At 74.4% G+C, this 26,555-nt stretch carries 23 protein-coding genes and 1 tRNA gene; 13 read left to right on the top strand and 11 right to left on the bottom strand.

Annotated elements, in window-relative coordinates; all coding sequences use genetic code 11:
- The 7 genes from mshD to pstB form a co-directional block, all read left to right on the top strand.
- The coding region (gene mshD, locus AC5FZL_RS01740) for a mycothiol synthase (RefSeq protein ID WP_493616843.1) at window positions 1-521 on the top strand (521 nt) is incomplete at its 5' end.
- A 52-nt stretch (window positions 522-573) separates the two neighbouring features.
- Window positions 574-2,865 (top strand): RNA degradosome polyphosphate kinase, encoded by a 2,292-nt coding sequence (locus tag AC5FZL_RS01735; RefSeq protein ID WP_493616842.1) that lies wholly within the window; start codon window positions 574-576, stop codon window positions 2,863-2,865.
- A 37-nt stretch (window positions 2,866-2,902) separates the two neighbouring features.
- On the top strand, window positions 2,903-3,850 hold the full coding sequence (locus AC5FZL_RS01730) for an NUDIX hydrolase (RefSeq protein WP_493616841.1): 948 nt from the start codon (window positions 2,903-2,905) through the stop codon (window positions 3,848-3,850).
- Window positions 3,851-4,044: 194 nt separating this feature from the next.
- Entirely contained in the window at window positions 4,045-5,160 is a 1,116-nt protein-coding gene (gene pstS, locus AC5FZL_RS01725; protein ID WP_493616840.1) for a phosphate ABC transporter substrate-binding protein PstS, read from the top strand.
- Between the two features lie 119 nt (window positions 5,161-5,279).
- A complete protein-coding gene (pstC, locus tag AC5FZL_RS01720; RefSeq protein WP_493616839.1) occupies window positions 5,280-6,236 on the top strand; it encodes a phosphate ABC transporter permease subunit PstC in 957 nt (318 codons plus the stop codon).
- Entirely contained in the window at window positions 6,233-7,309 is a 1,077-nt protein-coding gene (pstA, locus tag AC5FZL_RS01715; RefSeq protein WP_493616844.1) for a phosphate ABC transporter permease PstA, read from the top strand. The genes pstC and pstA overlap by 4 nt, the downstream gene beginning before the upstream one ends.
- A gap of 74 nt (window positions 7,310-7,383) precedes the next feature.
- A complete protein-coding gene (gene pstB / locus AC5FZL_RS01710) occupies window positions 7,384-8,163 on the top strand; it encodes a phosphate ABC transporter ATP-binding protein PstB (RefSeq protein ID WP_493616838.1) in 780 nt (259 codons plus the stop codon).
- 34 nt (window positions 8,164-8,197) lie between these two features.
- Here pstB and AC5FZL_RS01705 read toward each other — a convergent pair whose 3' ends face one another.
- The 3 genes from AC5FZL_RS01705 to AC5FZL_RS01695 all read right to left on the bottom strand — a co-directional run bounded on the left by AC5FZL_RS01705 (window position 8,198) and on the right by AC5FZL_RS01695 (window position 10,051).
- Window positions 8,198-9,196 carry an inorganic phosphate transporter gene (locus AC5FZL_RS01705; RefSeq protein ID WP_493616837.1) on the bottom strand — a complete coding sequence of 333 codons (999 nt, stop codon included), beginning with the start codon at window positions 9,194-9,196 and terminating at the stop codon, window positions 8,198-8,200.
- Between the two features lie 5 nt (window positions 9,197-9,201).
- Entirely contained in the window at window positions 9,202-9,819 is a 618-nt protein-coding gene (locus AC5FZL_RS01700) for a DUF47 domain-containing protein (protein WP_493616836.1), read from the bottom strand.
- Window positions 9,820-9,907: 88 nt separating this feature from the next.
- On the bottom strand, window positions 9,908-10,051 hold the full coding sequence (locus AC5FZL_RS01695) for a hypothetical protein (RefSeq protein ID WP_493616835.1): 144 nt from the start codon (window positions 10,049-10,051) through the stop codon (window positions 9,908-9,910).
- Window positions 10,052-10,163: 112 nt separating this feature from the next.
- On the opposite strand from AC5FZL_RS01695, the gene AC5FZL_RS01690 reads away from it, so the two are divergent.
- Window positions 10,164-11,201: a PHP domain-containing protein gene (locus AC5FZL_RS01690; RefSeq protein ID WP_493616834.1), complete on the top strand. Its 1,038-nt coding sequence runs from the start codon at window positions 10,164-10,166 to the stop codon at window positions 11,199-11,201.
- Here AC5FZL_RS01690 and AC5FZL_RS01685 read toward each other — a convergent pair.
- Both AC5FZL_RS01685 and galE read right to left on the bottom strand, forming a co-directional pair.
- Window positions 11,185-13,092 (bottom strand): putative bifunctional diguanylate cyclase/phosphodiesterase, encoded by a 1,908-nt coding sequence (locus AC5FZL_RS01685; protein ID WP_493616833.1) that lies wholly within the window; start codon window positions 13,090-13,092, stop codon window positions 11,185-11,187. The two genes, AC5FZL_RS01690 and AC5FZL_RS01685, sit on opposite strands and share 17 nt — an antisense overlap.
- 136 nt (window positions 13,093-13,228) lie before the next feature.
- A complete protein-coding gene (galE, locus tag AC5FZL_RS01680; protein WP_493616832.1) occupies window positions 13,229-14,245 on the bottom strand; it encodes a UDP-glucose 4-epimerase GalE in 1,017 nt (338 codons plus the stop codon).
- A gap of 48 nt (window positions 14,246-14,293) precedes the next feature.
- On the opposite strand from galE, the gene AC5FZL_RS01675 reads away from it, so the two are divergent.
- The gene (locus tag AC5FZL_RS01675) at window positions 14,294-14,683 is read left to right on the top strand and encodes a phage holin family protein (RefSeq protein ID WP_493616831.1); all 390 of its coding nucleotides are present in this window, start codon (window positions 14,294-14,296) and stop codon (window positions 14,681-14,683) included.
- Window positions 14,684-14,764: 81 nt separating this feature from the next.
- Here the strand turns inward: AC5FZL_RS01675 and AC5FZL_RS01670 are convergent, their stop codons facing one another.
- Window positions 14,765-17,308: a DEAD/DEAH box helicase gene (locus tag AC5FZL_RS01670; RefSeq protein WP_493616830.1), complete on the bottom strand. Its 2,544-nt coding sequence runs from the start codon at window positions 17,306-17,308 to the stop codon at window positions 14,765-14,767.
- Between the two features lie 114 nt (window positions 17,309-17,422).
- Here AC5FZL_RS01670 and AC5FZL_RS01665 point away from each other — a divergent pair, with 114 nt between their 5' ends.
- The gene (locus AC5FZL_RS01665) at window positions 17,423-18,184 is read left to right on the top strand and encodes an MIP/aquaporin family protein (protein ID WP_493616829.1); all 762 of its coding nucleotides are present in this window, start codon (window positions 17,423-17,425) and stop codon (window positions 18,182-18,184) included.
- 53 nt (window positions 18,185-18,237) lie between these two features.
- Here AC5FZL_RS01665 and AC5FZL_RS01660 read toward each other — a convergent pair whose 3' ends face one another.
- Window positions 18,238-18,534 carry a DUF7662 domain-containing protein gene (locus AC5FZL_RS01660; protein ID WP_493616828.1) on the bottom strand — a complete coding sequence of 99 codons (297 nt, stop codon included), beginning with the start codon at window positions 18,532-18,534 and terminating at the stop codon, window positions 18,238-18,240.
- A 38-nt stretch (window positions 18,535-18,572) separates the two neighbouring features.
- Here AC5FZL_RS01660 and AC5FZL_RS01655 point away from each other — a divergent pair, with 38 nt between their 5' ends.
- Window positions 18,573-19,271 carry a DUF6308 family protein gene (locus AC5FZL_RS01655; protein ID WP_493616827.1) on the top strand — a complete coding sequence of 233 codons (699 nt, stop codon included), beginning with the start codon at window positions 18,573-18,575 and terminating at the stop codon, window positions 19,269-19,271.
- 72 nt (window positions 19,272-19,343) lie between these two features.
- Window positions 19,344-19,416: transfer RNA gene (locus AC5FZL_RS01650), tRNA-Lys, on the top strand.
- 159 nt (window positions 19,417-19,575) lie between these two features.
- Here AC5FZL_RS01650 and AC5FZL_RS01645 read toward each other — a convergent pair.
- Window positions 19,576-20,508 (bottom strand): helix-turn-helix transcriptional regulator, encoded by a 933-nt coding sequence (locus tag AC5FZL_RS01645; protein WP_493616826.1) that lies wholly within the window; start codon window positions 20,506-20,508, stop codon window positions 19,576-19,578.
- Between the two features lie 171 nt (window positions 20,509-20,679).
- Between AC5FZL_RS01645 and AC5FZL_RS01640 the strand changes: the two genes are divergently transcribed.
- Entirely contained in the window at window positions 20,680-21,525 is an 846-nt protein-coding gene (locus AC5FZL_RS01640) for an SDR family oxidoreductase (RefSeq protein WP_493616825.1), read from the top strand.
- A 101-nt stretch (window positions 21,526-21,626) separates the two neighbouring features.
- Here AC5FZL_RS01640 and AC5FZL_RS01635 read toward each other — a convergent pair whose 3' ends face one another.
- The 3 genes from AC5FZL_RS01635 to AC5FZL_RS01625 form a co-directional block, all read right to left on the bottom strand.
- A complete protein-coding gene (locus AC5FZL_RS01635) occupies window positions 21,627-23,774 on the bottom strand; it encodes a DEAD/DEAH box helicase (protein ID WP_493616824.1) in 2,148 nt (715 codons plus the stop codon).
- A gap of 224 nt (window positions 23,775-23,998) precedes the next feature.
- The gene (locus tag AC5FZL_RS01630; protein ID WP_493616823.1) at window positions 23,999-25,015 is read right to left on the bottom strand and encodes a carbon-nitrogen hydrolase family protein; all 1,017 of its coding nucleotides are present in this window, start codon (window positions 25,013-25,015) and stop codon (window positions 23,999-24,001) included.
- Window positions 25,012-26,475 carry a purine-cytosine permease family protein gene (locus AC5FZL_RS01625; protein ID WP_493616822.1) on the bottom strand — a complete coding sequence of 488 codons (1,464 nt, stop codon included), beginning with the start codon at window positions 26,473-26,475 and terminating at the stop codon, window positions 25,012-25,014. Before AC5FZL_RS01625 ends, AC5FZL_RS01630 begins: the two co-directional genes overlap by 4 nt.
- Between the last annotated feature and the right edge of the window lie 80 nt (window positions 26,476-26,555).

The raw sequence follows: 26,555 nt of genomic DNA, 5'->3' as shown, positions 1-26,555 counted from the left end.
ACCGCCGGGCGCGCGAGCTGTGGCAGATGGCCCGCCACCTCGGGCCCGGCGCCCCGGCCCTGCCGCCGCTGGTGGTCCCCGACGGCGTCCGGGTGCGCGCCTTCGAGGTGGGCCGCGACGAGGACGCCTGGCTCGCCGTGAACGCCCGGGCCTTCGCCGCCCACCCCGAGCAGGGCCGCTGGACCAGCGCCGACCTGGCGGCCCGCGAGGCCGAGCCGTGGTTCGACCCCGCGGGCCTCCTGCTGGCCGAGGACGCCGCCAGCGGCGCGCTGCTGGCCTCGCACTGGACGAAGGAGCACGACGAGCGCACCGGCGAGGTGTACGTGGTCGGGGTGGACCCCGACGCGCAGGGCCGCGGGCTCGGCGCGCTGGTGACCCTGGCGGGGCTGCACCACCTGCAGCGGCGGGGCAGGGACGCCGTGCGGCTCTACGTCGACGGCGACAACACCGCCGCCCAGCGCACCTACGCGCGCCTGGGCTTCGCCCGGGCCGCCACGGACGTGCTCTACCAGCGCCCCTGAGCCCCACGGCGCGGGGAGTGGCGCTCGTCACCCCTGCTGCGATGATGCGGACATGGCGAGCACCACGACACGCGCGCGCGCACCCCAGGGCCGTCCGGCAGGGGGCGAGGAGGTCGTCGACCCCGGACCGGACCTGGCGGAGACCTTCGAGGAGCACCTCGCCGCCGACGACGACGCCGGTGACGGTGCTGACGACGGGACCGCCGAGGCGGCGCAGGGCGTCGCCGGCGCCGAGGCGGCGCCCGAGGCCGCACCGCTGCCGGCCGACCGCTTCCTGGACCGCGAGCTGAGCTGGCTGGCCTTCAACGAGCGGGTGCTGGAGCTCGCCGAGGACCCCGCGCTCCCCCTGCTGGAGCGCACCCGCTTCCTCGCGATCTTCGCCAGCAACCTCGACGAGTTCTTCATGGTCCGCGTGGCGGGGCTCAAGCGCCGGATCGCCACCGGGCTCGCGGTGACCGCCGCGAGCGGCCTGGAGCCGCGCGAGGTGCTCGCCGCGATCAGCGAGCGCGCCCACACCCTCATGGAGCGGCACGCCGCGGCCTTCACCGACGCCGTGCGCCCGGCGCTGAGCGAGGCGCAGATCGACCTCGTCTGCTGGGAGGACCTGGACGAGGCCGAGCAGGCGCACCTGCACCGGTTCTTCCGCGACTCCGTCTTCCCGGTGCTGACGCCGCTCGCCGTCGACCCGGCGCACCCCTTCCCCTACATCTCCGGGCTGTCCCTCAACCTCGCGGTCGTCGTGCGCAACCCGACCACCGAGAAGGAGCACTTCGCGCGGGTCAAGGTGCCGCCGCTGCTGCCGCGGCTCGTGCGGGTCACCGCCGAGGGCCCGGAAGGCCGCCGCGCGCGCTTCCTGGCGCTGGAGGACCTCATCGCGGTCCACCTCGACCAGCTCTTCCCGGGCATGGAGGTGCTCGCCACCCACACCTTCCGGGTCACCCGCAACGAGGACCTGGAGGTGGAGGAGGACGACGCCGAGAACCTCCTCCAGGCGCTGGAGAAGGAGCTGCTGCGGCGCCGCTTCGGCCCGCCGGTGCGCCTGGAGCTGGCCCAGGACGCCGACGACCACCTCCGCGAGCTGCTCATCCGCGAGCTGGACGTCACCGACGCCGAGACGTACGTGCTGCCCGAGCCGCTGGACCTCCGCGGCCTCAACGCGGTGGCCGACCTCGACCGGCACGAGCTGCACTACCCGGCGTTCGTCGGCAAGACCCAGCGGCACCTGACCGACGGGCGCGAGAGCGCCAAGCCGCGGGACGTCTTCGCGGCCGTGCGCTCCCGCGACGTGCTGCTGCACCACCCCTACGACTCGTTCTCCACGAGCGTGCAGGCGTTCCTCGAGCAGGCCGCGGCCGACCCGCACGTCCTGGCGATCAAGCAGACGCTCTACCGGACGTCGGGCGACTCCCCCATCGTCGACGCCCTGGTGGACGCCGCCGAGGCCGGCAAGCAGGTGCTGGCCCTGGTGGAGATCAAGGCCCGCTTCGACGAGCAGGCGAACATCACCTGGGCCCGCAAGCTCGAGCAGGCCGGGGTGCACGTCGTCTACGGGATCGTCGGGCTCAAGACCCACGCGAAGCTGTGCCTCGTCGTGCGCCAGGAGGGCGACCGGCTGCGCCGCTACTGCCACGTGGGCACGGGCAACTACAACCCCAAGACGGCACGCCTCTACGAGGACGTCGGCCTGCTCACCTGCGACGACGAGGTGGGCGAGGACCTCACGAAGCTGTTCAACCAGCTCTCGGGGTACGCGCCCAAGACGCGCTACCGCCGCCTGCTCGTGGCGCCGCGCAGCCTGCGCCGGGGCCTGGTGCAGCGGATCGAGGGCGAGATCGAGCACGCCCGCGCCGGGCGCCCCGCGCGGGTGCGGATCAAGGTCAACTCGATGGTCGACGAGGTCGTCATCGACGCCCTCTACCGCGCGTCCCAGGCGGGCGTGCCGGTCGACGTCGTCGTCCGCGGCATCTGCGCCCTGCGCCCCGGCGTGCCGGGCCTGAGCGAGACCGTGCGCGTGCGCTCCGTGCTCGGCCGCTTCCTCGAGCACAGCCGGGTCTTCGCCTTCGAGGCCGGCGGCGAGCGCGAGGTCTGGATCGGCAGCGCCGACATGATGCACCGCAACCTCGACCGCCGGGTGGAGGCGCTGGTGCGCCTGCGCGACCCCGAGCACGTGCAGACGCTCGTGGACGTCGTGGACCGCGCCATGGACGACGGCACCGCCAGCTGGCACCTGGACGCCGACGGGGCGTGGACCCGCCACGCCCGCGGCGAGGACGGCCAGCCGCTGGTGGACGTGCAGGAGCTGGCCATCGCCGCGCGCACCAGCCGCCGCCAGCGGCGCCGGTGAGCCGCCCCAGCGCGGGAGCGGTGCGGGTGCGGAGGCCGTGACCCTCGCCGACCCGCTGGTCCCGGTGGTGCGGGCCGCGGGGGCGCTGTGCTGGTACCGCGAGGGCGGCCAGCTGCGCGTGCTGCTCGTCCACCGGCCCAAGTACCAGGACTGGTCCTGGCCCAAGGGCAAGCTCGAGCCGGGCGAGGCGGCCGCCGGGGCCGCCGTCCGGGAGGTCGCGGAGGAGACCGGGCTCGCCGTGCGCCTCGGCGTGGCGCTGCCGAGCGCCCGCTACCCCCTGGGCGCCGAGGCGACCAAGCACGTCTCCTACTGGGCCGCCCACGTGCCCGACGCCGCCCACCCGGCGCCCCCGCGCCCCGACGAGGTCGACCGCACGGAGTGGGTCAGCGCGGAGGAGGCGGACCGCCTCCTCACCCGGCGGGCGGACCGCGTGCAGCTGCGCGCCCTGCTGGAGGCCGACGCCGGCGGCGTCCTCGACACCTGGCCGTTCCTCGTGCTGCGCCACGGCCACGCCCGCCCCAAGAGCGCGTGGGGGCACGCCGACGCCGAGCGGCCGCTGGTCGCCGCGGGGCGCCGGCAGGCCGCGGCCCTGCCCGCGCTGCTGGCCGCCTGGAGCCCGCCGCGGGTGGTCTCCAGCCCGTGGGAGCGGTGCCTGGAGACGGTCCAGCCCTACCTCGACGCCAGCGGAGCCTCCCTGCGCACCAAGGGGCGGCTCAGCGAGGACGGCCACCGGCGCGACCCGGCCAAGGTCGCCCACCTCGTGACCAAGCTCCTGGGCCGGCGCCGCCCCGTGGTGGTCTGCACGCACCGGCCCGTGCTCACGACGCTGCTGGGCACCCTCGCCGGGCACGCGGCCGCGGGCGTCGGAGACGCGATCCCGCGCGCCGACCCCTACCTGGCGCCGGGGGAGGTGCTCGTCGCCCACGTCTCGACGGCCGGCGGGCGCGTGGTCGCCGTCGAGCGGCACCAGCCGCTGCCCCGCTGAGCGCGCCCGCAGCCCCACTGAGCCGTCCGGGCGACGCCGCGCACTCCTCCTCGAGCCGGAAAAGGGGCTGTGACCTGGGGCGTTCATCCCCCGTTCACCTTCGTCGGGCCACCGCTTCACCTCGCCTCCGTAGCGTCGGCGCGTCAGAGCGCCCGGATCGGTCCGGGGGCTCACACGAGAGAGGCGCACCCCACGTGAAGCGCAGCACCCTGGGCCGCGCGGCCCTGCCCGCGGCCATCGTGCTCACCCTCGGCCTGTCCGCGTGCAGCGCGGCCAACGAGTCCGACGCAGCGGCCGACAGCGGCGACAGCGGCAGCAGCACCTCCAGCCTCAGCGGCACCCTGGACGGCGCAGGCGCCACCTCCCAGCAGGCCGCGATGCAGGCCTGGGCGGCCGGCTTCCAGGAGACCAACCCGGACGTCACCGTCAACTACGACGCCCAGGGCTCCGGCGCCGGGCGCGAGCAGTTCCTCAGCGGGGCCGTGGCCTTCGCCGGCTCCGACGCCTACCTGGACGACGAGGAGCTCGCGTCCGCGACCGAGCGGTGCGCCGGCGGCAGCGCGATCGACGTCCCGACGTACATCTCGCCGATCGCCGTGGTCTACAACCTCGAGGGCGTCGACGACCTGCAGCTGTCGCCCTCCACGCTGGCCAAGATCTTCGACCAGAAGATCACCGACTGGTCCGACCCGGCGATCGCCGCCGACAACGGCGGCACCGCGCTGCCGGCCGGCCCGATCACCCCGGTCAACCGCTCGGACGACTCGGGCACGACCGAGAACTTCATCGAGTACCTCGTCGCGACCGCCGGGACCGACTTCCCCTACGAGCCGGACGGCGTCTGGCCGGTGGCGAACGGCGAGGCCGCGCAGGGCACCTCCGGCGTGGTCCAGGCCGTGGGCGCCGCGGCGGGCGCGATCGGCTACGCCGACGCCAGCCAGGCGGCCGACCTGGGCAAGGCCTCCATCAAGGTGGGCGAGGAGTTCGTGGCCCCCACGCCGGAGGCCGCGGCCGCCGTCGTCGACGCCTCCCCCGAGGTGGAGGGCCGCGGCGAGGGCGACATCGCCATCGAGCTCGACCGCGCGACGACCGCCTCCGGCGCCTACCCGATCGTCCTCGTCAGCTACGGCATCGCCTGCACCACCTACGAGGACCAGGCCGAGGCCGACCTCGTGAAGGCGTTCCTGGGCTACGTCACCAGCGAGGAGGGCCAGCAGGCGGCCTCCGAGGCCGCGGGCTCCGCCCCGCTGTCCGCGCAGCTCACGTCCGAGGTCACCGCCTCGATCGAGTCGATCAGCGCCGCCAGCTGACCGGCTGCCGGGGCCGCCCGCGCGGCGGCCCCGGCACACTGCTCCCGCACCACCGCGAGCACCCTGAGCGCCACCCCTGAGCGCGAACCCCTGAGCACCACCGCTGGACCGGAGGCCCCGTGACCTCGAGCACCTCGACCCGACTGCCGTCGCCGACCCCCGACCGGGTCCGCCAGCGGCCGGGCGACCGGCTCTTCCGCGGCACCGCCACCGGCGCGGGGCTGGTCATCCTCCTCGTCCTCGCCGGCGTCGCCCTCTTCCTCCTCTACGAGGCGCTGCCCGCCCTGACCGCCCCCGCCGAGGACGTCCTCGGCGGCGAGGGCGTCCTGCGCTACGTCGGGCCCCTGCTCTTCGGCACCGTCCTCGCCGCGGCCATCGCCCTCGTCGTCGGCGCCCCCCTCGGGGTGGGCATCGCACTGTTCATCTCCCACTACGCCCCGCGGCGCCTGGCTGCGGGGCTGGGCTACCTCGTCGACCTCCTGGCCGCGGTGCCCAGCATCGTCTTCGGCCTGTGGGGCGCGCTGGTGCTCGCTCCCGCGCTGGTGCCGCTGTACGCGTGGCTGGAGCGCCACCTCGGCTTCGTCCCGCTGTTCTCCGGCCCGGCCTCGGCCACGGGCCGCACGATCCTCACCGCCGGCCTCGTGCTCGCGGCGATGATCCTGCCGGTCATCACGGCGATGTCGCGGGAGATCTTCCGGCAGACGCCGACCCTCCACCAGGAGGCGGCCCTGGCCCTGGGCGCCACGCGCTGGGAGATGATCCGCTACGCGGTCCTCCCCTACGGCCGCTCGGGCATCGTCTCGGCGTCCATGCTCGGCCTCGGGCGCGCGCTCGGCGAGACCATGGCCGTGGCCCTGGTGCTCTCCTCCTCCGGAGGCATCGGGTTCTCCCTGATCAGCGCCAGCAACCCCGGAGCGATCGCCCCCAACATCGCGCTGCAGTTCCCCGAGGCGAGCGGCATCGAGACGAACACCCTCATCGCCACCGGGCTCGTGCTCTTCGTGCTCACCTTCCTCGTCAACTTCGCCGCCCGCTGGGTGGTCAACCGCCGCGCCGAGTTCTCCGGAGCCAACTGATGACCGACGTGCAGGCGCGACCGCGCCCCGCCGAGCCGGAGTCGCTGCAGCGCGGCCGGCGGTCCCTGCCGCGCTGGGCGCCGTGGGCGGTGCTCGTGGTCGCCGCTGCGGCGGTCGGCGCGCTGCTCGCGGCCACCGGGTGGTCCCTGGTCGGGTTCGTCGTCCTGACCGCCCTGGTCTTCGTCGTGGTCCTCACCGTCGCGTCGCGGGTCGTCGAGGGCGGGCGCCGGGCGACCGACCGGTTCGTGACCGCCCTGGTGACCGGCGCCTTCCTCGTGGCGCTGGTGCCGTTGGTCTCGGTGACCTGGACCGTGGTCAGCCGCGGGGCGGAGCGCTTCGACGCCGAGTTCTTCACCTTCTCGATGCGCGGGGTCGTCGGCGAGGGCGGCGGCGCCTACCACGCGATCACGGGCACCCTCATCGTCACCGCCCTGGCGGCCGTGATCTCCGTCCCGGTCGGCCTGCTGACGGCGATCTACCTCGTCGAGTACGGCAGCGGGCGCCTGGCCCGCGCCATCACGTTCCTCGTGGACGTCATGACCGGCATCCCCTCGATCGTCGCGGGGCTCTTCGCCTTCGCGCTGTTCACCGCGATCCTCGGCCCGCAGGCCCGCCTGGGGATCATGGGCGCCGCCGCCCTGTCGGTGCTGATGATCCCCCTCGTGGTGCGCTCGACCGAGGAGATCCTCAAGCTCGTGCCGAACGAGCTGCGCGAGGCCTCCTACGCCCTCGGCGTCCCCAAGTGGCTCACGGTGGTCAAGGTGGTGCTGCGCACGTCGGTGGCCGGCATCGCCACCGGCATCACCCTCGCCATCGCCCGCGTCATCGGCGAGACGGCGCCGCTGCTGGTGACCATGGGCTCCACCGCCTCGCTGAACCTCAACCCGTTCGAGGGACGCATGGCGGCCCTGCCGGTGTTCTCCTGGTTCGCGTACACCCAGCCGACCATCCCGCCCGAGCCCTCGATCGACCGCGCCTGGACGGCAGCCCTGCTCCTGGTCATCCTGGTGATGGCCTTCAACCTGCTGGCCCGGGTCATCTCGCGGGCCTTCGCCCCCAAGGGCGCTCGGTGAGCGCCCCGACGACCGCGCTCCACCCCGCGCCCCACCCCGCGCCAAGAGCCGCGCACGACCACCGAAGGACAGCCATGGCCAAGCGCATCGACGTCTCCGACCTGAACATCTACTACAGCGACTTCCTCGCGGTGGAGGGCGTCACGATGGTCGTCGAGCCGCGCAGCGTCACCGCCTTCATCGGCCCGTCGGGCTGCGGCAAGTCCACCTTCCTGCGCTCCCTCAACCGCATGCACGAGGTGATCCCCGGCGCGCGCGTGGAGGGCAAGGTCGTCATGGACGGCCAGGACCTCTACGGCTCGGACGTCGACCCGGTCGACGTCCGACGCGCGGTCGGCATGGTCTTCCAGCGCCCCAACCCCTTCCCGACGATGTCGATCGCCGAGAACGTGCTGGCCGGCTCCCGGCTGAACAACAAGCGGATGAAGAAGTCCGAGGCCGAGGACCTGGTGGAGAGCTCCCTGCGCGGCGCCAACCTCTGGAACGAGGTCAAGGACCGGCTCGACAAGCCCGGCTCCGGCCTGTCCGGCGGCCAGCAGCAGCGCCTGTGCATCGCCCGCGCGATCGCCGTCAAGCCGCAGGTGCTGCTCATGGACGAGCCCTGCTCGGCCCTCGACCCGATCTCGACCCTCGCCATCGAGGACCTCATCTCCGAGCTCAAGCAGGACTACACGATCGTCATCGTCACCCACAACATGCAGCAGGCCTCGCGGGTCAGCGACACCACGGCCTTCTTCAACATCGCGGGCACCGGCAAGCCCGGCCGGCTCATCGAGATGTCTGACACCGCGACGATCTTCTCCAACCCCAGCGAGAAGGCCACGGAGGACTACGTCTCCGGCCGCTTCGGGTGACCCGCACGCCTCGGGGAGCGGTGCGGCCGCCGGCTCAGCCGAGGAAGGGGTGGACCACCAGGTAGACCGCGGCGGCGACCAGGCCCGAGGCCGGGATGGTCAGCACCCAGGCCACCGCGATGTTGCCGGCGACGCCCCAGCGCACCGCGGAGACGCGGCGGGTGGCGCCCACGCCCATGATCGCCGAGGTGATCGTGTGGGTGGTGGAGATCGGCGCGTGGAAGGCGAAGGCAGCGGTGTAGAGGACGCCGGCCGACACCGTCTCGGCCGCGAAACCGCGCGGCGGGTCGAGCTCGATGACCCGGCGTCCGAGGGTGCGCATGATCCGCCAGCCGCCCGACCACGTGCCCAGGCTGATCGCCCCGGCCGCCGCGATCTTCACCCACAGCGGGATGCCGTCGGAGCTGGTCGCGAACCCGCCGGCCACCAGCGCCAGCAGGATGACGCCCATGGTCTTCTGCGCGTCCTGGAGGCCGTGGCCCAGGGCCATCGCGGCGGCCGAGACGGTCTGCGCCACGCGGAAGCGCCGGTTCGTGGGCCCCGGAGCGGCGTTGCGGAAGGTCCAGAGGATCGCGACCATCAGCAGGTAGGCCAGGAGGAAGCCGACCAGCGGCGAGAGCACCATCGGCACCACGACGCGGTCGAGGATGACCGACCACTGCACCTGCGTGGCCGAGGCGATGCCCGCGCCGGTCAGGCCGCCGATGAGGGCGTGCGTGGAGCTCGAGGGCAGCCCCCACCACCACGTGAGCAGGTTCCAGGTGATCGCCCCGAAGAGGCCGGCGAGCACCACGACGAGGCCGGCGTGGCCCTCCGGCGGGGTGATGATGCCGTTGCCGATGGTCAGGGCCACCTCCTCGCCCAGCAGGGCGCCGAGGAGGTTGAACACCGCGGCCATCCCCAGCGCGACGCGGGGGGTCAGCGCCCGGGTCGAGACGGACGTGGCGATGGCGTTGGCGGCGTCGTGGAAGCCGTTGGTGTAGTCGAAGGCCAGGGCCACGACCACCACGGTCACGACGAGGGCGAGCTCCACGGGCTTCAGGACTCCTTGACCGCGAGGGTCTCCACGGTGTGGGCGACCTTCTCGAAGGCGTCGGCGGCGAACTCCAGCTGCTCGACGACCTCCTTGACCTTCATGAGCTGGATGGCGTCCTTCTCGTGCTCGAACAGGTCGGCGACGAGGGAGCGGTAGGCGCGGTCGGCCTGGTTCTCCAGGCGGTTGATCTCCACCCAGTAGTCGGCGAGGTCGCGCATCGAGCGCAGCCGGGGCATCGCCTCGGCGGTCAGCTCGGCCTGGCGCTGCAGCACCGCGACCTGCTCGGAGACCCCCGCAGGGAGCTGGTCGACCTTGTAGAGGACGACCAGCTCGGCGGCGGCCTCCATGAAGTCCATGCAGTCGTCCAGCCCCGACGCCAGCGCGTAGATGTCCTCGCGGTCGAAGGGCGTCACGAACGTCGAGTTGAGCCGGCGCATGATCGCGTGGGTCGCGTCGTCGGCGCGGTGCTCGGCGTCGGACATCGCCGCCGCCAGCCGCTCGCGCTCGGCGCCGGGCGTGGCGCCGAGGAGCTGGGCCAGCAGCTGGGCGCCGTCCACCAGGTGGCTCGCCGAGTCGGCGAACAGGTCGAAGAACGTCGTGTCGCGCGGGGTGAGGCGCATGGCGGGCGGACCCTCCGGCAGAGGCGAGGTGGACTGGGACCAGACCGCCGCAGAGACTAGAGGACGACCGCGGCGGGGCCGGGAGGGCTCAGTCGCGGCGCAGGCCCAGCAGCCGGTCGATCTCCTCCAGGGGCAGGACGCCGTCCGCCTCGGAGGCGGCCACGACCAGGTCGCCGTACAGCTCGATCTCCTCGGCGAGGACGTCGTCATCGAGGCGCCTGGGTGGCTCCATCCCGCCACGGTAGCGGGCGGCGGTGCAGGTCAGCACCACGGACGCCGTGGGCGCACCCGCTCGGACCAGCGCACCGCTCCCCGTCGCGGCCGTGCTGCGCCAGGCTGGGCGGGTGCATCCCGTCGACGCCCTCCGGCGCACCGCGTTCCTCCTCGAGCGCAGCCAGGCGCCCGCGCACCGGGCCGGCGCGTTCCGCCGGGCGGCGCTCGTGCTCGCCGCCCTCGACGACGCCGAGCTCGCCCGCCGGGTGCGCGAGGGCACCCTCACGGAGCTGTCCGGGATCGGGCCGCGCACGGCGTCGGTGGCCACCGAGGCCGCAGCGGGCGGCGTGCCGGCCTACCTCGCCGACCTCGAGCGCAGCGCCGCGCCCCCGGCCCTGGAGCCGGCCGGGCAGGCCCTGCTGGCGGCCCTGCGCGGCGACCTGCACGCCCACACCGACTGGAGCGACGGCGGCAGCCCGGTCGAGGAGATGGCCGCCACGGCCGCCGAGCTCGGCCACGACTACCTCGCGATCACCGACCACTCCCCCCGCCTGCGCGTGGCCAACGGCCTGTCCGCGGCCCGGCTGGGCCGCCAGCTCGACCTGCTGGAGCGCCTGCGCGCACCGCTGGCGCCGTTCGCGCTGCTGTCCGGGATCGAGGTGGACATCACCGAGGACGGCGGGCTGGACGGAGACGACGACCACGCAGACCTCCTGGACCGCCTCGACGTCGTCGTGGCGTCGGTGCACAGCGGGCTCGGTGGGCGCTCGAGCGCCGAGGCGATGACGGAGCGGATCCTGCGGGCGGTGGCCGACCCGCGGGTCGACGTCCTCGGGCACTGCACCGGGCGGCTCGTCGCGGGCGAGCGCGGACGCCGGCCGGAGGCGCCGTTCGACGCGGCCGCGGTCTTCGCCGCCTGCGCCGAGCACGGCGTCGCCGTGGAGGTGAACAGCCGCCCCGAGCGCCTCGACCCGCCGCGGCGGCTGCTGCGCCAGGCGGTCGAGGCCGGCTGCCTGCTGAGCATCGACACCGACGCCCACGCCCCCGGTCAGCTCGGCTGGCAGCACCTGGGCGCCGCGCGCGCCGCGGAGTGCGGCGCCGAGCCGGAGCAGGTGGTCACCACCTGGCCGCTGGAGCGGCTGCGGGCGTGGCTCAGCCGGGCAGGCTGAGCTGGCGCGGGCGCTCGTGCTGGATCCCGCGGCGCAGCGCCGGGCCCTCGAGCCGCTCCGCCTGCGCCGGCAGCCGCGTCGGCTCCCAGGCGCCGAACCCGGACTGCGCGGCCCGGGCGTACCAGGCGCGCACGGCGCCGTCGAGGTCCTCCTCGGCGGTGGGGCGCCCGAACCACCAGCCCTGGCCGTGGTCGCAGCCGAGCTCCACGAGCCGTCGCGCCTGGTCCTCGGTCTCCACGCCCTCCGCGACGACGGTGAGCCGGTGGGCGTGGGCCAGGTCGATGACCGCCTTGACCACGGCCGTGGCCGAGGTGTCGGTGCCCAGCCGGGAGACGAAGCAGCGGTCGATCTTCATGAAGGCCAGGTCGAGCGCGGAGAGGTACGACAGCGCCGACCAGCCGGTGCCGAAGTCGTCGAGGCCGACGCCCACGCCGAGGGACTGCAGGCCCGCCAGCGTCGCGCGCGCGTGGTCCCCCTGGTCGAGCAGTGAGTGCTCGACGAGCTCCACGAGGAGCCGGCTGGACGGCGTCCCGGACAGCCGCAGCGCGCCGCCGACGAGCTGGGCCAGGTCCGGGCGCGAGAGCGTCTTCGACGACATGTTGACCGCCACGGTGGGCGCCGGGTGCTGCCCGCCGCGCAGGGCGGGGGCGTCCGGGGCCGGGGGGCGCCAGCGGGAGGCCATCGCGCTGGCGCGCCCGAGCACCCACTCGTCCAGGCGCACGACGAGCCCGGTCTCCTCCGCCACGCCGACGAACAGCGCGGGCGACAGCGGCCCGAGCTGGGGGTCCACGACGCGGGCCAGGGCCTCGACGCCGGCCACCTCGCCCGTGGTGAGGTCGATCACCGGCTGGTAGAGCAGGGCCAGCCGGCCGGCGTCCAGCGCCGAGCGCAGCACCGCCTCGCTGCGCACCCGGGCCCGGGCGTCCTCCTCCAGGGAGGGCGCGTAGGCGGCGACGCGGTCGCGGCCGTCGCGCTTCGCGCGGCGCAGGGCCAGCGCGGCGCGGCGCAGCAGGTCCTCGGCGTCCAGGCCCGCGTCGTCGGGCCGCGCGCCGTCGGCGAGGGCGACGCCCACGGAGACGGTGAGCGTGAGCGGCTCCGCGCTGCCGGCGACCTCGTGCGGGCGGCGCGCGCCGGTGACCACGCGCTGGGCCAGCTCGCTGCCGTCGACCGGCCACGGGCTCGCGCTGCCCGTGCCGGACTCGCCGTCGGCGAGCAGGACGGCGAAGGTGTCGCCGTCGAGGCGGGCGACGACGGCGGCCTCGGGGACGAGCACGCGCAGCCGGTGCGCCACCGAGGTGAGCAGCGCGTCACCGGCGCTGCGCCCCAGGGCGTCGACCACCACCCCGAACCGGTCGAGGTCGACCAGCGCCAGCTCTACCCGGCGGCCGGGCCGCAGGTCCCCCAGCGCCCGGGCCAGCACGGCGTGCAGCGCGCCGCGGGTGGGCAGCCCGGTCAGCGCGTCGCGGGCTGCCGGGGCGACGGGTGCGGTGACGTCGACGGCGGAGCCGAACATCCGCACCGGGACGCCCGCGGCGTCGACCTCGACCTCGGACCACGCGTGCACGGCGCGCTCGACGCCGTCGTGGCCGACCATCCGGAAGCGCTCGGTGGTGCCGCGCAGGCTCTCGCGGGTGACGAGCAGCGACGCGCGCACGCGGGCGCGGTCGGCGGGCACGATCAGGGACATCCACCAGCTCAGCGACGGCGTGGTGGTCGCCGGGTCGGTGCCGACCAGCCGGTGCATGCCCGGCGACCAGACCAGCTCCCCGGAGGAGAGGTCGAGCTCCCACGCGGCGGCGGACAGCGAGGCGAGCCCGGACCGGGCCGGGGCCTGGCGCTGCCCGGGCACACCAGCGGTCGTGCTGCTGGAGGTGACCCACGGCGATGACATGCCCCCACGGTGTCACCCGCGGTCACCACAGGGGCGGCAATCGCGAAGGACACGCCGCCGCGACCGATTCGCCCCCCGCGGACGTCACCGTGCGTGACGGGCCGTCACGCCGCGAGGTCTGCGGTCGCCCCGGCGGTCACTCCCCGGCGTACCCGTGGGGGTTGGCCTGCTGCCAGCGCCAGCTGTCGGCGCACATCGCCGCGAGGTCGCGGGTCGCCGTCCAGCCGAGCTCGTCGCGCGCCCGCGCGGGGTCGGCGTAGGAGACGGCCACGTCGCCCGGGCGGCGCGGGGCGCGGACGACCGGGATCTCCCGGCCGCTGGCCTCGGCGAAGGCCGCGACGACCTCGAGCACCGAGGAGCCGCGGCCGGTGCCCAGGTTCCAGGCGTGCGCGCCGCTGACCTGCTGCAGCCGCTCCAGCGCCGCGAGGTGGCCGTCCGCGAGGTCGAGGACGTGGATGTAGTCGCGCACCCCCGTGCCGTCGGGGGTGTCGTAGTCGTCGCCGTAGACCGTCAGCGCCTCGCGGCGACCGACCGCGACCTGCGCGATGTAGGGCACGAGGTTGTTGGGGATGCCGCTGGGGTCCTCCCCGATCCGGCCCGACGGGTGCGCGCCGACCGGGTTGAAGTAGCGCAGCAGCGCCACGGCCCAGCGCTCGTCGGCCGCAGCGACGTCCATGAGGACCTGCTCGACCATGAACTTGGTCCAGCCGTAGGGGTTGGTCGCCCCGCGCGGGGAGTCCTCGGTGAGCGGGACCTCGGTGGCCGCCCCGTAGACGGTGGCCGAGGAGCTGAAGACGATCGTGCGGCAGTCCACCGCCTCCATCGCCCGGACGAGGTTGAGCGTGCCGGCGACGTTGACCCGGTAGTAGCGCTCGGGCTGGGCGACGGACTCGCCCACCGCCTTGAGCGCCGCGAAGTGGATCACCGCCTCGGGGCGGACCTCCTCCAGGGCCGCGCGCAGGCGGGCCTCGTCGAGCACGTCCACCTCGTGCAGGGAGACCTCGCGGCCGGTGAGCTCCTGCACCCGGCGCAGCGCCTCCGCGCTGGAGTTGGACAGGTCGTCGACCACGGCGACGTCGTGCCCGGCCTCCAGGAGCGCCACGACCGTGTGGCTGCCGATGTACCCGGCTCCGCCGGTGACCAGGATCCTCATGCCCCGGACGCTACCGCGCGGGGGTGCCGCGATCGATAGCCTCGTGCCGTGAGCGCGCTGGTCAGGGTCCTCGTCAACGCCGTGGCCCTGTGGGTGGCCACCCTCGTCGTCCCGGGCATCACCGTGGGCGAGACCGGCGACACCACCACGCAGGTGCTCACCTACCTGGCGCTGGGGCTGCTGTTCGGCCTCGTGAACCTCGTGGTGCGGCCGGTCGTCAAGCTGCTGTCGCTGCCGCTGTACGTCCTGACCCTGGGGCTGTTCTTCCTCGTGGTGAACGCCCTCATGCTGCAGCTGACGTCGTGGCTGTCCGGCTTCACGCCGCTGACCCTCGACGTCGACGACTTCTTCTGGTCGGCCGTGCTCGGGGCGCTCGTGATCTCCGTCGTCAGCTGGGTGCTGGACCTCGTCGTCCCCGACGGCGACCGCAAGGACTGAGCCGCCCGCTCCCCCTGCGACGCAGGAGCGCGCACCCGTGGGGTCTGGGCGCGCCCTCTCGGGAGCACGCTGGTCAGCGGTTCAGAAGCGGCTGACGTCGAGCAGCCGCACGACGGCGGTGCCGGCGTCGTCGGACGCCGTGAGGTCCACCTCCGCCTCGATGCCCCAGTCGTGGTCGCCGTCCGGGTCGTCGAGCACCTGGCGCACCCGCCAGCGCCGGGGCTCGCGCTCCTCGGTGATCTGGAGCATCGCCGGGCCGCGCGCGTCGGCCCCGGTGCCCACGGCGTCCGTGCTGCCGTGGTCGGCGGACCAGGCGGTCATCGCCTCGCGCCAGCGGTCGGCGTCCCAGCCCGCCTCGGCGTCGAGCTGGCCGAGGTCCCACGAGCGACCGCGGGCGAAGAGCTCCACGCGGCGGAACATCGCGTTGCGCACCATCACGGTGAACGCGCGGCGGTTGGCGGTGATCCCGCGCGCGAGCGGCGGCGGGGGCGGCGTCCCGGTGAGGATCGTCTCCGGGTGGGTGAGCGCCTCCCACTCGTCCAGCAGCGAGGAGTCGGTCTGGCGCACGACCTCCCCCAGCCACTCGAGGATCCCCTCCAGCTCCTCCGTGCGCTGCACCGACGGGACGGTCTGGCGCAGCGCCCGGTACGCGTCGGACAGGTAGCGCAGCACCGCGCCCTCCGAGCGCGCGAGGCCGTAGCGGCGCACGAGGTCGCCGAAGGTCATCGCCTCCTCGAGCATGAGGCGCACGACGGACTTGGGGCTGACGGCGTCCTCGGGCAGCCACGGGGCGCTGACCCGGTACGCCTCGAACGCGGCCTCGAGCAGCTCGGCCAGCGGCTTGGGCCAGGTGACCTGCTCCAGGAGCTCCATCCGCTCCTCGTACTCGATCCCCTCGGCCTTCATCTGCGCCACGGCCTCGCCGCGGGCGGCGTGCTGCTGGGCGAGGAGGATCGGGCGGGGGTCCTCGAGCGTCGCCTCGACGACGGAGACGACGTCCAGCGCCGGGGTGTCGGACTCGGGGTCGAGGACGTCGAGCGCCGCGAGCGCGAACGTGGACAGCGGCTGGTTGAGCGCGAAGTCGGCCTGGAGGTCGACCGTGAGGCGCAGCATCCGACCGGTCTCGTCGGGGGCCTCGAGGCGCTCGACGACGCCGGCGGTGAGCAGGTCCCGCGCGATGGCGACCGCGCGCTTCACGAGCCGGACCTGGCTGGCGCGGTCCTCGTGGTTGTCGCGGAGCAGGTGGCGCAGCGACGACGCCGCGTTGCCGGGCCGGGCGATGACGTTGAGGACCATCGCGTGGGTGATCCGCATCCGGCTCACCAGCGGCTCCGGGGGCGCGGAGACCAGCCGCTCGAACGTCTGCTCCCCCCACGAGACCTCGCCGTCGGGGGCCTTCTTGCGCACCACCTTGCGGCGCTTCTTGGGGTCGTCGCCGGCCTTGGCGAGGGCCTTCTCGTTCTCGATGACGTGCTCGGGGGCCTGGACGACGACCGTGCCGGCGGTGTCGTAGCCGGCGCGGCCCGCGCGCCCGGCGATCTGGTGGAACTCGCGGGCGCTGAGCAGCCGGGTGCGGCGGCCGTCGTACTTCGTCAGCGAGGTGATCAGCACCGTGCGGATCGGCACGTTGATGCCGACGCCGAGGGTGTCGGTGCCGCAGATCACCGGCAGCAGGCCCTGCTGGGCGAGGGTCTCCACCAGGCGCCGGTACTTGGGCAGCATGCCGGCGTGGTGGACGCCGACCCCGTGGCGCACGAGCTTGCTGAGCACCGACCCGAACCCGGCGGCGAAGCGGAAGTCGCCGATCGCGGCGGCGATGGCGTCGCGCTGCTCGCGGCTGGCCAGGGGCACGCTCAGCAGCGACTGCGCGCGCTCCAGCGCCGCGGCCTGCGTGGGGTGGACGACGTAGACCGGCGCCTCCTTGGCGGCCAGCAGCTCGTCGATCGTCTCGTGCACGGGCGTCAGCACGTACTGGTGGTGCAGCGGCACCGGGCGCTCGGCCCCGGCGACCGTGGTGGTCGGGCGGCCGGTGCGGCGGGTGAGGTCGTCCTCGAACCGGCTGACGTCGCCGAGGGTCGCGGACATGAGGAGGAACTGCGCCTCCGGCAGCTCCAGCAGCGGCACCTGCCAGGCCCAGCCGCGGTCGCGGTCGGCGTAGTAGTGGAACTCGTCCATGACGACGAGGCCGACGTCGGCGTCCGCGCCCTCGCGCAGCGCCTGGTTGGCGAGCACCTCGGCGGTGCAGCAGATCACCGGCGCGGAGGCGTTGACCGCGCCGTCGCCGGTGACCATGCCCACCCGGTCGGCGCCGAGGACGTCGACGAGGCTGAAGAACTTCTCCGAGACGAGCGCCTTGATCGGGGCCGTGTAGACGCTGCGCCGGCCCTGGGCGAGCGCGGCGAAGTGCGCCCCGAGGGCGACCATCGACTTCCCCGACCCGGTGGGGGTGGCGAGGATGACGTTGGCCCCCGTGACCACCTCGATGAGCGCCTCGGACTGCGCCGGGTACAGCTCCAGGCCCCGGTCGGCGGCCCAGGTGGAGAAGGCGTCGAAGAGGGCGTCGGGGTCGGCGTCGGCCGAGGGCGTGGCCGGCAGGAGGTCACCGAGCGTGGGAGCAGAGGTCATGAGGGCTCCATCCTCCCCTGCCGGAGCACGCCCGCGGCTCCCCGAGGTGCGGGAGCGCTCTCGCTGGGCGAGCATCTGACGCCGCTTACGCCGTAAACCCTGGAGGTAACCCCCATGTCGTCGACCACCGCGCCGAGCTCCCCGCCGGCCACCGACGCCCCTCGCGGGCTGTACGGCTCGGCCATCGGGGAGCACCAGGTCCGCTCCGCGACGGCCGAGCTCGTCGGCACCGCCGTCCTCGTCTTCGTCGGCACCAGCGCCGCCGTCGCCGGCCCGGTCCTGGGCGCGGACGGCGTCGGCTCGCTCGGCGTGACGCTCGCCTTCGGGCTCGTGCTGGCCGCCCTGGTCGCCTCGCTCGGGCACGTGTCGGGGTGCCACGTGAACCCAGCCGTCACCGTGGGCCTCGCCGCGACCGGGCGCTTCCCGTGGAAGCTCGTCCCGGCCTACGTCGTCGCGCAGCTCGTCGGCGGGGTGCTCGGTGCGGCCGCGACCTGGGCCAGCTACGGCGACCGGGCCCGCGAGGTGGCGAACCTCGCCGCGACCGTGCCGACCGACGGCGTCTCCTCCGGCCGCGCGCTGCTCGTCGAGGCGCTGGTGACCTTCGTCCTCGTGCTCGTCGTGGTCTCCGTCGCCACCGACGACCGGGTGCCCGGCGCCGTCGCGCCGCTGGCCGTGGGCTTCGCCCTCTCCGCCGCGATCTTCGTCGCCGGCCCGCTCACCGGCGGCGCCGTGAACCCCGCCCGCGCCTTCGGCCCGAACCTGCTGGCCGGGGAGCTCGCCCCGCTGTGGCTGTACGTCGTCGGCCCGGTCGTCGGCGGCGTCGCTGCGGCGCTGCTCTACGCGCGGGTGCTCGAGAAGGCCGACGCCCCGGCCTGAGCGGGCTCACGCAGGACGGACATCCTGTGCAGGCCCGGGCTCGGGGGCACTCCTCAGGCCCGGGCCTGCCGCTCTCGCGCCGCGCGCGCTGCGCGGGAACCGCCGACCTGGCCGCGCGCGAAGCGCACGCGCTGCTGGTCCAGCGACACCCAGTCGACGTGCCAGCCGGCGGCCCGCCACGCGCACGCCTCGACCTTGCTGTCGTTGGCCCACCACTGGCGGAGCCGGTAAGCACTGGGTGGCAGACCACCGACCACGGCCGCGATCTGCGCGAAGTCGAGGTGGACCGTCTCAGCGCCCGCGCGGCCGAGTTCAAGAAGGTGCTTGCTCAAGCCGTCGTACTTCGCCATGCGCCACCTTTGCACGCCACCGCACTACCGTCAGGAGCGTGCTGGCCGATGACGCCCCTGCCCTGACCGCGAAGAACTCCCCCATGATCGTCCTCAGTGACCGGCTGGCCACGCTGCTGTCGGCTGAAGGCGCCGACACCGCCGTCAGGGCCTTGATGGACTACTTCACCCCGCGACCGGTCGGTCGGTACAGCGGCGCTCACTTCGACCGGCTGGGCGGCGGCGGCGACCGGCCCCCGGTGGCCGACGAGTTCACCGCCGAGGACCTCGTCGCGGTCGCCACGCTGGCCGTGAGCATCTCGGGTGACGCCGCCATCGAGATCTTGGAGACGCGACGCGCCCGACTGCGCGAGCAGTTGCGCACGATCCCGACTGACCGCGCACTGGCAGATCTCAGCGCCGACGAGGTCGGTCCCGGGTGGCCGGTTCGCGCCCTCTACCGAGAGCTGGCGTCGATCAATTCCATCGGCGAGACGAGCGCGACCAAGCTGCTCGCCCGCAAGCGGCCGCACCTCGCACCAATCCTCGACTCGGTGGTCACCAAGGAGCTCAGCATCGTGCGCGGCCTGTACTGGGGGCCGCTGCACGCCTGGCTCACGGCCGATGACTGCGCCAACCACCGACACCTCATAGCCCTGCGGTCGGCTGCCCGCCTGGGCCCCGAGATCTCCAGCATCAGGGTCTTCGACGTCCTAGCGTGGATGACCGGCAAGGGCTACATCACCCTGGCGTCGTAGCCTGCTCCTCGTGGTCAGCGGCCATCGCGTCTCCCTGGCGTCCCAGGTGATCCGCAACTGTCCGCCCCTCTCGGGCCTCTAGCTCAATGGGTAGAGCAGCGGACTTTTAATCCGCGGGTTGTGGGTTCGAGCCCCACGGGGCCCACCGATATCCGCGCTGACCTGCGCCTCCGGTGCCGAGCCGGTGGTGGTGCTCGGCCGTCCAGGGCCTCTCGGCTGACGGCCGGCTGACGGCGGCCCTGGGGCTCGCTCATCCGCGCGGAGCGGACCGGACGGCGACACGCCTCCGGCGATCGCTGAGGGCTCAGTCGACCTGGGGTGTCGCCACACCGTGCTCGGCTCCGTCAGGAGCGTGGTCGGCGGTCGCGGCCCAGCTGGCGAGCAGGTGCAGGGCGTCCGCGGTGGGCGATCCCGGCTCGGCGGTGTAGACGAGGAGGCTCTGGGTGGGGTCGGCGGGCAGGGGGAGGGACTCGAAGGGCAGGTCGAGGTCGCCGACGACGGGGTGGTGGAGGAGCTTGACGCCGCTGGTGTGGATGCGGACGTCGTGCGCGGCCCAGCGGCGGCGGAAGTCCTCGCTGCGGGTGGACAGCTGCCCGATGAGGTTGGACAGGTCCCGGTCGTAGGGGTCGCGTCCGGCTTCGGCGCGCAGCAGGGCGACGGTGTCGTCGGCGGCCCGGTCGTAGTCGCGGAAGAACTCGACGGCGTGCGGGTCGAGGAAGACGGACCTGGCGGTGTTGGCCGGGCGGGCGGGGTCGGCGAAGACGGGTGAGTACAGGGCGGCCCCGAGGTCGTTGGCGGCCAGGACGTCGAGTCGCCCGTTGAGCGCGAGAGCTGGTGCGCCGGTCATGGAGTCGAGGATGCGCTGGACGCTGGGCCGGACCCGCTGACTGGCCGGGCGCCGCCGCCGCGGACGGCTGCTGCCGGCGGTCCGGAGGAGGTCCTCGAGGTGCGCTCGCTCGGCGTCGTCGAGCTGCAGCGCGTGGGCCAGGCCCTCGATGACGCTCTCGGAGACGCCGGTGGCGCTGCCGCGCTCGAGCTTGGTCATGTACTCCGGGGAGATCCCGGCCAGGCTGGCGACCTCCGAGCGGCGCAGCCCTGCCACCCGGCGGCGGTCGCCGCCGTAGACGGGCAGCCCGGCCTGCTCCGGAGTGATGCGTGCTCGGCGGGTGGAGAGGAACTCGCGGATCTGGGCGCGGACGTCGCCCCGGACGTCGCGGTCGTCGCTCCCCTCGGCCATGAGCTCGACCCTAGGCCGGTTCCTGAGGAGGTGGGGGTCCCTGCCAGTACCCCTCTCGAAGGGTCTCCCACCCGCCCGGTGGGCCTGGTTCCGTAGCCGGTGCCACCGGCCACCGCCGGTGGTCGTGAGGGCAGAGCCCCTCACCGGCCCAGACGGAGGAGCAGCACCACCATGACGGAGAAGAAGGTCTGGTTCATCACCGGCGCCGGTCGAGGCCTCGGTGTCGACATCGCCGAGGCGGCCCTGGCCGCCGGCCACGCGGTGGTCGCGACGGCCCGCGACGCCGGCTCGGTCACCACGGTGCTCGGCGAGCACGACGACCTGCTGGCCGTCGACCTCGACGTCACCGACCCCGCTGCCGCCCAGGCGGCCGTCGCCGCCACCGTCGAGCGGTTCGGTCGCCTCGACGTGCTGGTCAACAACGCCGGCAGCTTCCAGGCCGGGTTCTTCGAGGAGATGTCGCCCGAGGCGTTCCGCTCCCAGATCGAGACGACCCTGTTCGGGCCGGTCAACGTCACCCGCGCCGCCCTGCCGCAGCTGCGCGCACAGCGCTCCGGCCTGGTGGTGACGATCTCCTCCACCGCGGGCATCGCCTCCCCGGTGGAGTTCACGAGCGCCTACGCCGCCTCCAAGTTCGGCGTCGAGGGGTTCATGGAGGCCCTGGCGCCGGAGGTCGCGCCCTTCGGGGTCAGGACCATGCTGGTGGAGCCCGGCTTCTTCCGCACCGAGCTCCTCAGCCCGCAGTCCACCCGGTACGCCCAGCCCTCGATCGAGGACTACGCGCAGCGCACGACGCAGACCATCGAGGCGTGGCGGGGCATGCACGGCACGCAGGGCGGCGACCCCGCCAAGCTCGCCGACGCCCTCGTCGAGCTCGCCGCCCTCGACGAGCCCCCGCTGCGGTTCGCCGCCGGGTCCGACGCCGTGGCCACCTTCGAGCAGAAGGCGGACCAGCTCCTCACCCAGGCCGGCGCCCACCGCGAGCTGTCCACCAGCCTCGCCCACGACGACGCCTGACCCCACCCGCGCCCCGTCCCGCCGCCGAGGGCGAGCAGCGGCAGCCCACGACCGCTGCGTCCACGTGCTGGTGCCGTGCAGAGCGGTCGCCCACGGCGCGGTCAGGCGCCCGGGGCGCCCCGTCCGGGCGTCGCCAGCAGCGCATCGGTCAGCAGCGCGACCAGGGCCTCCAGCTGCACGTCGGTCGCTGCGCCGGCCTCCTCGTCGGAGCCGTCCAGCGCCCGAGCGGCGAGCCCGGCCTTGCTGTCGATCAGCCCGGCGATCCGGGCGTCGATGGTCTGGGCCGCGATGATGCGCCAGGCCGTCACCGGCTCCGTCTGACCGATGCGGTGGGCGCGGTCGATGGCCTGGGTCTGCTCCGCGTCGGTCCACGACAGCTCGGCGAGCACGACGTTCGAGGCGACCTGCAGGTTCAGGCCCACACCGGCCGCGGTGAGGGAGCAGACCGCGACGGCGACGGCGGGGTCGTTGACGAAGGCGTCGATGTTCTTCTGCCGCGACGCCGGCGTCTGGTCGCCGCGGATCGAGGAGGAGCGCACGCCCTGCCGGGCGAAGAACTCCTCGGCGGCGTCCATGACGTCCACGTGCTTGGCGAAGAAGACCACCTTGCCCGCGCTCCGGGCGAGCTGGGCCGCGTAGTCGGCGGCGAGGGTCGCCTTGGCCTGCCCGATGCGCCGCACCACGCTGAACACGTTCTCGCCGGTCGCCGTGGCCGAGTCCTTCAGCTCGGCCCTGGCCACCCGCCGCACGAGCTCGCGGTCGACGCCGGGGACGACGGAGGCGGGGTCCCGGTTCGCCAGCGCCCTGTCGTACCGCTCCACCATCCGGGCGGCGAGGTCGCGCTCGGCCGCCCGGATCGACCGGCCGGCCGCCCCGTCGAGGTCGACCGGGAGGTCGGCGATGCGACGCGCGGGGATGTCGGCGGCCACGTCCACCTTGCGGCGCCGGACGATGCCGAGGTCCACGACGCTCCTGCGGGCCTCGGGGTAGAAGCCCAGCTCGGCGGGGGTGAAGCCGCTCGCCTCCAGCGCGTCCATGAGCGGGCCCAGCGGCTGCTCCTCGTCGATCCACCCGAGGAACTGCCAGATCGCCCGGAAGTCGTCGATGTCGTTGATCAGCGGGGTGCCGGTGAGGGCCATCATCAGGGGCCGCGTCGTGCGGGACCGGATGCGCTCGGCGATGGCGAGGACGTTCTGAGAGCGCTGGGAGGTCTTGTTCTTGATGAGGTGCGCCTCGTCGACGACCATCCCGCGGAAGCCGAAGTCCCCGAGCCAGCTGCGGTGGCGGTCGAGCACCTCGTAGTTGACGACGACGACGTCCGCGAAGCCGTCGACCGTGTCGCCGTCGCCGTGGACGACGGTGGCCGGGCGGTGGGGCGTCCAGAGCGCGGCCTCGCGCGCCCAGTTCGTCTTCACGACGCTCGGGACGACCACGAGCAGCGGGTAGGCCTCGGCCGCCTCCGCCGCGAGCAGCGCCTGCGCGGTCTTGCCCAGGCCCGGCTCGTCGGCGAGGAGGAACGTGCGGTGGCCCGCCGCGGCCGCGGCGACCAGCTGGGCCTGGTGCCGCATCAGCTCGAGGCCCTGGGGGGCGTACCGGGACGAGGGCACCGGCAGCGCCATGCACGCCGGCTCTCCGCTGCCGGCCCGCTCGAAGGAGCTGAGGAGCGGGCCGATGAGGTCCCAGCCGGCGAGGCGACGTGGGCGGGAGGGGCGCTCGGGGGCGCTGGAGAAGTCGGGGGCCAGGAACGGGTTCGCCAGCTGCCGGGAGATCACCGACTGCGGCACGGCGCGGCGCTCGGCAGCGGGGGGCGCGGCCGGGGCCTCCACCACAGGGGCCTCCTCGGGCGGCGGCTCGACACCGGCGGCCGCCATCAGCTCGCGCTTGAGCGACCGGGCGGCCCCCGAGACCACGGCGTCGTCGGCGAGCAGCGCGAGCAGCCCGGCGTCCCGGACGGCGGCCACCGCCAGGGTGGTCGCGATGCCGTCCAGGCGCTTGAGCTGCTCGGCCTTCCGGCCCTCCCCGCCAGCGGGCGCCGACTGGACGCGAGCCCGCTCCTCCCGCAGCAGCAGGGCGACGGCCTGGAACTGCGCGCGCACGCCCGGCGTCACGCGCCCGCGCTCCACGGCCACCTGCACCTCGCGCACGGCCCGGGTCAGCACCGAGACGACGTCGCGCCGCGGCTGGACGGGTCGCTGGTGCCGCGGGGCAGCACGGCGAGCGCCCGCCTGGCGCTGGCCTGGTCGAGCCACGGGCTCCTCCTCGGAGTCGGCCGTCAGGGGGCTGGGGCAGCATGCCCCACGGTGCCGGGGCAGGACCGGTGGGCGGTCGGTGACCGCGCGGCGCGGGGAGTCGTCGTCGGACGAGCGTCCCGCCGCCAGCTCGGTCCTCGTCCTCGTCAACGCGTGCGGCGGCAGAGGATTCCCGACCCGCGGCGCCGACGCGCCCGCAGCGCCGGGCGGTGGCGACGACAGCCCTAGCGCTCGCCGGCCCGCGGGACGGTGCTCGCCTGCGCCGGCTCGTCCAGCCACTCGATCGGCCGCCGCGGGCGCCGGTCGACGGTGAGGGAGAAGACGTCCGGGCGCGCGTAGTGCCCCACGACGTCCAGGTCGTGCTTGTGCTCCAGCGCCACGGACAGGTCGACGGTCGCGTGCACGGTCCCGGGCCGGCCGTACAGCGGCCCCTCCAGCCACTGCCCGTCGGGGCCCACGACGCCCGAGCCGCCGGGCAGCCACTCCCCCGAGGCCGGCGCGTCCGGGCCGACGCCGGCGCGGTAGGCCTCACGGATCTCGGCCGGGACGTCGTCGGCGGTCAGGTGCTGAGCGGCGGAGACGACGAAGCACCGGCCCTCGAACGCGTACGAGCGGGCCGCGACCCCGTGCAGCTCGGGCATGTCGGGCCAGGCGGCGACGTGCAGCTGCTCGTCCTGCCCGTGCATGGCCTGGCGGATGAGGGGCTGCCAGTGCTCCCAGCACACCAGGCCGCCCAGGCGGCCCACGGCGGTCTCGTGGACGCGCAGACCGGAGGCGTCCGTCGCCGGGGCCCACACGATCCGCTCGGTGTGCGTCGGCACGAGCTTGCGGTGCACGCCGATCGTGCCGCCGTCGGGGCCGAGGTACAGCAGCGAGTTGAAGAGGGTCCCGCCCGAGCGCCCCGCGCGCTCGTTCATCCCCATCACCACGGTGACGCCTCGCTCGGCCACGGCGCGGCGCAGCGGGTCGAGCTCCGGCCCGTCGACCGCGGCGCTCTCCTGCACCAGGCGCCCGTACCAGCGCCGCGCCTCGGCGTCGTCCCACCCGGCGAGGCCGAAGACCCACGCCGGGTAGCCGCCCAGCCACGTCTCGGGGAAGGCGACGAGCTGCGCGCCCTCGGCAGCGGCCTCCTCGACGTGCCGGACGGCGCGGCGCACCCCCTCCGCGAGGTCGAGGACGGCCGCGGGCTGCTGCACGACCGCGACGCGCACCGGCCCGGCGGGCCCCGGCGTCGCGGTCACAGGGCCGTGGACGCCTGGGCGCGCCCCTCCTCGACGATCCGCGCCAGCTCGGCCTCGCTGGCGGCGACGGCGCGCCGCTCCTCCCCCAGGTCGAGGTTGCGGCACAGCAGGTAGTACAGGCCGCCCGACACCACCAGGCCGACGACGAAGGAGACGTCCACGCCCAGCTGCTCGGCCAGCGGGCCGACGTACAGGTCGGGGACGAAGAAGAACGGCACCATCGCGACCAGGCCGACGAGGTAGGCGGTCAGGCCGCGCCACGGCCAGCGCCCGTAGAGGCCGTCAGCGGCGAAGATCTGGGTGATCGCGTAGTGGCCGTGCCGCACCAGGTAGAAGTCGACGAGGTTGACCGCCGTCCACGGCACGAGCAGGTACAGCATCAGCAGCACGAAGGCGTTGAACTGGAGCAGGTAGTCCTCGGGCAGGACCAGGGCGATGACGACCGACAGCGCGGCGACGAGGAGGATGCCGGCGATGCGGGTGCGGACCCCGGTGCGCACCGGGCGGAACCCGTCGACGGCGCTGGCGCTGGTCAGCATGGCCCCGTAGGCGTTGACCGCCATGATGCTGACCAGGGCGGGCACGGAGATCAGCACCAGCGCCGTGCCGAACCCGGGCGCGAGGCCGTTGCCGACGTCCACCAGGCTGCCGATGGCGTCCGGGGCGGGCAGGCGGCTGGCCAGCAGCGCGCCGAGGCCCATCAGCCAGATCGCCGAGCCGGCGGCGCCCGCGTAGGTCCAGGCGATCACGCGGCCCGCCGGGACGTCCTGCGGCAGGTAGCGGGAGTAGTCGGAGACGTAGACCGCGTAGCTGATCTGGTAGCCCGCCGCCACGGCGAACATGCCGAGGAACCCGGACAGCGACCAGCCCACCGGCGCGGCGTCCGCGCCGGTCGCGGGCTCCAGGGCCACCGCGGCGTAGACGGTGAAGACGGCGAAGGAGGCGATGAGCACCCAGGTCAGGTAGCGCTGGACCAGGTGCAGCAGGTCGTGGCCGACCACGGCCAGCGCGACCGAGACCAGCGCGAGCACCGGGTACCAGAAGCCGGGCCCGCCCGGCAGCACCGTCTGCAGGGCCTGGGTCGCCAGCACGAGGTCGAAGACGATGAAGCCCACGTAGACGAACACCGTCGCCGCGAACGGGATGACGGCGCCACGAGTGCCGAACTGCGCCCGCGACTGGATCATCTGCGGCAGGCCCATGCGCGGCCCCTGGTTGGCGTGGAAGGCCATGAAGAAGGTGCCGAAGCAGACGCCGAGCACGATCGCGAGGAAGGCCCATCCCAGGGACAGCCCCAGCGCCGGCGCGAGGAAGCCGGTGACCATCGTGACCAGGACGAAGTTGCCCGTGAACCAGAACGGCCCCTGGTGCCAGACCCGGCCGTGCCGCTCGGCGAGCGGGACGTAGTCGATGGACCGGGTCTCGATGACACCGGAACGGGCTCCACGCGCGCTGGCCACGGTTCCTCCTGGTCGTGCTCCCGCTCCAGCGCGGGACGGCACCGGGACAGGATGTCGCACGCCGCCGCGGCGCGGCACCT

Source organism: Quadrisphaera sp. DVD1, assembly GCF_058932755.1.
Note: the sequence above shows the minus strand (reverse complement) of the source record. Positions and strands in the feature narration are given on the sequence as shown.

Bases quoted from the DNA above. Each gene is read 5' to 3' on its own strand.
- AC5FZL_RS01735 (WP_493616842.1), top strand. From the start codon at position 574: ATGGCGAGCACCACGACACGCGCGCGCGCACCCCAGGGCCGTCCGGCA.
- pstB (WP_493616838.1), top strand. From the start codon at position 7,384: ATGGCCAAGCGCATCGACGTCTCCGACCTGAACATCTACTACAGCGAC.
- AC5FZL_RS01700 (WP_493616836.1), bottom strand. From the start codon at position 9,819: ATGCGCCTCACCCCGCGCGACACGACGTTCTTCGACCTGTTCGCCGAC.
- AC5FZL_RS01695 (WP_493616835.1), bottom strand. From the start codon at position 10,051: ATGGAGCCACCCAGGCGCCTCGATGACGACGTCCTCGCCGAGGAGATC.
- AC5FZL_RS01685 (WP_493616833.1), bottom strand. From the start codon at position 13,092: ATGTCATCGCCGTGGGTCACCTCCAGCAGCACGACCGCTGGTGTGCCC.
- galE (WP_493616832.1), bottom strand. From the start codon at position 14,245: ATGAGGATCCTGGTCACCGGCGGAGCCGGGTACATCGGCAGCCACACG.
- AC5FZL_RS01670 (WP_493616830.1), bottom strand. From the start codon at position 17,308: ATGACCTCTGCTCCCACGCTCGGTGACCTCCTGCCGGCCACGCCCTCG.
- AC5FZL_RS01665 (WP_493616829.1), top strand. From the start codon at position 17,423: ATGTCGTCGACCACCGCGCCGAGCTCCCCGCCGGCCACCGACGCCCCT.
- AC5FZL_RS01660 (WP_493616828.1), bottom strand. From the start codon at position 18,534: ATGGCGAAGTACGACGGCTTGAGCAAGCACCTTCTTGAACTCGGCCGC.
- AC5FZL_RS01645 (WP_493616826.1), bottom strand. From the start codon at position 20,508: ATGGCCGAGGGGAGCGACGACCGCGACGTCCGGGGCGACGTCCGCGCC.
- AC5FZL_RS01640 (WP_493616825.1), top strand. From the start codon at position 20,680: ATGACGGAGAAGAAGGTCTGGTTCATCACCGGCGCCGGTCGAGGCCTC.